Origin of the sequence: Streptomyces sp. MBT53 (genome assembly GCF_016654115.1) — a bacterium.
Lineage (GTDB): Bacteria > Actinomycetota > Actinomycetes > Streptomycetales > Streptomycetaceae > Streptomyces.
Map to the genome: position 1 here is coordinate 1 of NZ_JAEQAZ010000392.1, position 3,693 is coordinate 3,693.

Genomic DNA, 3,693 nt, shown 5'->3' on the forward strand with positions numbered 1-3,693 from the left:
CCCCAGTATCACCCCCAACCGCCCCGCCTCCACAAACGGCGTCGTAACCGTAGGCTCGCTGTACCACCGCAACGGCCACGTGTTCCCGTCCAGCGCCGGAATCCCGATGTACGTGACGGTACGAGTGCCCCGGCCGCCGAACTGCTGCACACCCAAGGGCCAGTTGTGCCGGCGTACTTCCCCGGGCGCCAGCAGGAAGTACATCCACCGGAACCCGGCGGCCTCACAGACAACGGGCCCCGCATCCCCGTCGGCGGCCTCGATGAGACGCGCGGCGACCCGTTCTCCCCGTACACCTTCGATGCGTACGGCGTCGAAGTGGACGCCGGTGAGACGGAGTTGGTGACCGGACGCGGGGATCCAGTCGGGCCGGTGAATTGATTCGGTCATGGTCACACGGTGGGGTCTGCGGAGCTACGCTCGGTAGTGACTGAGGTGATACACGCCGGGGTGTATCGGTCGGAGGTGGGTGCTGTGCCGGGTCAGCCCAAAGCCAAGTCCTTGCCGCCCGTGGCCTGGCGGTACAGCGGGAACCAGCTGAAGCGGTGGCGCACCAAGGCCAACGTGAGCCGGGAGGAGCTGGCCGCCGCCTCCAACTACGCACCGGACACCATCAAGTCGATGGAGCAGGGCGTACGCATGCCGACGCCGCGCGTGCTCGACGTAGCCGATGGGATGTGCCGGGCTGAGGGGATGTTGAGCGCGGCGAAGGACTACCTGAACAAGGAGAAGTTCCCGTCGCGGGCACAGGACTTCATGGAGCGTGAGAAAGAGGCGATCACCCACTGGTCGTACGAGACCACGGTCGTCCCGGGGCTGTTGCAGACGCCCGGGTACGCGCGCACGCTGATCGAGAACCGTTGCCCGCCCCTGGACGAGGAGACGGTGGAGGAGCGGATCAAGGGACGCATCGAGCGACAGGCCATCCTCACAGGGCGGAAGCCGCCGGTGGCCCTGAGTTTCGTCCTCTATGAGGCGGTGCTGCGCAGTCCCCAGGTGGACACCGAACAGTTGCGCCGTCTGCTGGAGGTGTCCCGCCTGCGGAACATCACGGTGCAGGTGCTCCCCTTCGAACGGGCCACCAGCGACGCACTCATGGGACCCATGGTGCTGTTGGAGACCCGCGACCACGAGCGCTTCGCCTATGCGGAGGGCCCGTTCGCGAGCGAACTGTCGGCCGATCCGGAGGTTGTCAGCCGGGTGACCGAGCGACTTAGCATGATCCGCACGCAGGCTCTCAGTCCCGTTGAGTCGGCCCGTTTCGTCGAACGGATGGTGGATCAGCCATGAGTGACCAACTGAAGTGGTTCAAGTCGAGCTACAGCGACAACGAGGGCGGCAACTGCGTCGAGGTCGCCCTCCCCACACCGCAGTTGACCGTCCACATACGCGACTCCAAGAACGCCACGGGTCCCGAACTGGCCCTCCCCGCCCCCGCCTGGACGGCCTTCATTTCCGCAGTTCACCCCGGAGCTTGAGCCCCGGGCTTCGAGCTCTTTTCTTGGGTTCTGGGCTGGGTGAAAACAACCCAACCAACCAAGCCTGTAGGTGAGTTGAGGGGGGTTTAATCCGAACGGGTGACGTTTCGTGATCGGCTTGCGCCGCAAGGTAAAGCCGCTCTAGGTTCGCGGCAAACAAGCAAATAGATCGGCCCCGGTCGGTGCTACCAACACCGGCTCCGGGGCCTAGACCTACGGATCGAACGGACTCGATCGTGGCTTACGCCCAGCCTAGCCCTGCCCTGCCGTCCCCGTCGCACCCCATGGCCAAAACGGGCTACGGAAAACGCGCCACGGGTGACGAAGACCCGCACGCGGACCCGGACTTCGCACACCTGAGCCCCCGTGACGCCGAGTTCGCCGTCTTCATCGACCACCTCGACAACGGCCACGCCATGGGCCACAAGGTGATCGCGGCCGAGCACCCCCGTTACGGCCAGCAGGCCTGCCGTACGTCTCTCAAGAGCCTCACCGAGGCCGGCCACCTGCGCTGGATCAAGGAACACATCACCGTCGAGGACAACTCGATGCGGTGGGTGACACGGACGTACTGGTCCCGTACGCCCAGGTCAGCGCAGTGGTGGGCCGAGTTCGCGCGGGAGCGCCACGGCAGGGACGTCACGCACGACTACCAGCCGGGCCTGGCGAGGACGGAAGACCCGACCCCGACCCCTGCACCGGAGAGCGACAGCGAGAACGAGATCGACGGGACGCCGGAGACGGACCCGACCCCGGTGACGGCCCCGGCTCCCGAGCCCAGCGCCGCGTACCGCGCACTCGCCCAACTCCGCGCCGCAGACCCCCGTATGTCCCTCTCCGAAGCCGAGTGCCGCGCCCTCGAACCCCTCGCCGCCGAGTGGCTGACACGAGGCGCCACCCCGGCCGACATGGCCCGCGCGCTGACCGACGGACTGCCAGCCACTGTCACGAACCCGGGCGGATTCGCCCGCACCCGACTGGAGACCAAGATGCCCCCGAAGAAGAACGACGCCGCCGAGACCCGCCCCCTCCGCGCCCGTGTGACCCGCGTGCTCATGGCCTGCGCCACCTGTGACGCCGACGAGCGGACGGCGAAGATCATCAATGGCATCTGCGAGGAATGCCGTGCGGAGCCGGATCTGAGCGAGGAGGAGATCAAGAAGGGGTTCGAGGAGATCGCCTACATGGGAACCACGACGGCCCGCCTCCTGAAGCAGAAGCTGGAACGCCGTACGGGCGGGCCCGTGCCCGACACGTTCCGCCCCGTGCCGATCGAGGACCGCGTCCACTACCACTACCGCGACAACCGCGACCGCATCGCGAACGGCCTCCCGCCGAGGCGGTGGAACCCGTGAAGGTCGGGAAGCGGCACGGAGGAGAGGGCGGCGTTGTATGAGCGTGCAGGACGTGCCGGTCGGGGCACTATGGAGTCGAGGAGGCGACGCCATGACCCCCAGGACCGAGCAGCAGCCCCAGATGTCCGTCGAGGAGTTCGAAGAGCTGGAACGCCATGCCCCGGAGACTGTGCGGCTGGAGTTCATCAGGGGAAAGGTCCAGGTCAAGCGCGTGACCGATGGCAACCACGATCAGATCATCGCCTGGTTGCAGAGGCTGTGCATGCAACACCGTCCTGAACTCTGGCTCTACGGGGAGCGGGGCATGAAGGTCGAGCGGTATCGCAAGGGAAGGGCCCGGCCGGACGGTGTCCTCGCACCGTTTGGATTCCCGACGGGGCATGGAGACTGGTCCGAGGCATCAGGCGTGCTCATGACGGTGGAAGTCACGTCGCACGACTCCGATACCCACCACCGCGACCGAGTCGAGAAGCCCGACGGCTATGCGGCAGCCGGCATCCCCGTGTACCTCCTCATCGACCGGGACGACGGTTCGGTCACCGTGTTCACCGAGCCCGAGGACGGTCGCTATCGCCAGCAGGTGAACAGGCCTTTCGGTGCCACGGTCAAGCTCCCGGACCCCGTGAACATCGCCTTGGACACCGAGTTCCTGAAAGAGCTCGCGGACTGAATGCTCGCGGAGTGGGGGAGCCGGGGGTCACAGCCCCCACAACCCCTTCCCCACCGCCGTGACCCCACCCGCCAACGCCAGCGTCAACACCAGTGCCCGCGCCCGCGGTTCGGGTATTCGCCCCGCCAACCCCCGCCCGATCACCCCGCCCACGACCATCGCCGCGCCGACCGCCACCCACCGCGCCCCG

General features: G+C 67.1%; 5 protein-coding genes and 1 pseudogene. 4 read left to right on the top strand and 2 right to left on the bottom strand.

Features of this window, described 5'->3' with window-relative positions:
• Window positions 1-396: hypothetical protein (locus JHN45_RS51380; protein ID WP_201056371.1), on the bottom strand; the 396-nt coding region annotated here is incomplete at its 3' end.
• Window positions 397-474: 78 nt separating this feature from the next.
• Here JHN45_RS51380 and JHN45_RS51385 point away from each other — a divergent pair.
• From JHN45_RS51385 to JHN45_RS51400, 4 genes are all read left to right on the top strand, one after another.
• The gene (locus JHN45_RS51385; RefSeq protein WP_201056379.1) at window positions 475-1,290 is read left to right on the top strand and encodes a helix-turn-helix transcriptional regulator; all 816 of its coding nucleotides are present in this window, start codon (window positions 475-477) and stop codon (window positions 1,288-1,290) included.
• Complete coding sequence (locus tag JHN45_RS51390; protein ID WP_201056373.1) at window positions 1,287-1,478, top strand: DUF397 domain-containing protein; 192 nt, start codon at window positions 1,287-1,289, stop codon at window positions 1,476-1,478. Before JHN45_RS51385 ends, JHN45_RS51390 begins: the two co-directional genes overlap by 4 nt.
• 284 nt (window positions 1,479-1,762) lie before the next feature.
• Window positions 1,763-2,833, top strand: a complete 1,071-nt coding sequence (locus tag JHN45_RS51395; protein WP_201056375.1) for a hypothetical protein — start codon at window positions 1,763-1,765, stop codon at window positions 2,831-2,833.
• Between the two features lie 91 nt (window positions 2,834-2,924).
• The gene (locus tag JHN45_RS51400; protein ID WP_201056377.1) at window positions 2,925-3,503 is read left to right on the top strand and encodes a Uma2 family endonuclease; all 579 of its coding nucleotides are present in this window, start codon (window positions 2,925-2,927) and stop codon (window positions 3,501-3,503) included.
• Between the two features lie 27 nt (window positions 3,504-3,530).
• On the opposite strand, the pseudogene JHN45_RS51405 reads toward JHN45_RS51400, so the two are convergent.
• Window positions 3,531-3,693, bottom strand: a pseudogene (locus JHN45_RS51405) (sulfite exporter TauE/SafE family protein); the annotation flags it as partial.

Bases quoted from the DNA above. Each gene is read 5' to 3' on its own strand.
- JHN45_RS51390 (WP_201056373.1), top strand. From the start codon at position 1,287: ATGAGTGACCAACTGAAGTGGTTCAAGTCGAGCTACAGCGACAACGAG.
- JHN45_RS51395 (WP_201056375.1), top strand. From the start codon at position 1,763: ATGGCCAAAACGGGCTACGGAAAACGCGCCACGGGTGACGAAGACCCG.
- JHN45_RS51400 (WP_201056377.1), top strand. From the start codon at position 2,925: ATGACCCCCAGGACCGAGCAGCAGCCCCAGATGTCCGTCGAGGAGTTC.